At 61.4% G+C, this 391-nt stretch carries 1 pseudogene; it reads left to right on the top strand.

The features are described from left to right. A pseudogene (locus tag E4T71_RS09200) lies at window positions 1–290 on the top strand (hypothetical protein); the annotation flags it as partial. Window positions 291–391: the final 101 nt, after the last annotated feature.

Below are 391 nucleotides of genomic sequence, written 5' to 3'. Positions count from 1 at the left end.
GCGCCCGAGTGTTCATCCAGGCTGACGGCGTAATTCCTCTGTCGGTACCGCTGTCTGCGCTCAGTGCGGAGAACGGCGCGTCCTATGTGTGGCGTGTGCAAGCGGACAACACGCTGAAACGCACACCGGTGCGCATTGGCGCCTTCGGCGAAAAAACCGTGCCGGTCCTCGAAGGCTTGGCCCCCACCGATTGGGTGATTGCAGCGGGCGTGCATGTGCTCCATGAGGGCCAGCAAGTGCGCCCGGTGGATCGCTCCAACCGAGTTGTGAATCTGGCGGCCAAGGAGTAGTCCCCGATGGGTTTCAATCTTTCCGAATGGGCGTTGCGTAATCGCCAGATCGTACTGTTCCTGATGATCCTGCTGGCGGTGGTCGGCACGCTGTCCTACAC

Origin of the sequence: Streptococcus sp. WM07 (genome assembly GCF_004570525.1) — a bacterium.
In the GTDB taxonomy this organism is placed as follows: Bacteria; Bacillota; Bacilli; order Lactobacillales; family Streptococcaceae; genus Streptococcus.
The sequence above is the reverse complement of the archived record's forward strand: the minus strand, read 5'-3'. Positions and strand labels throughout refer to the sequence as shown.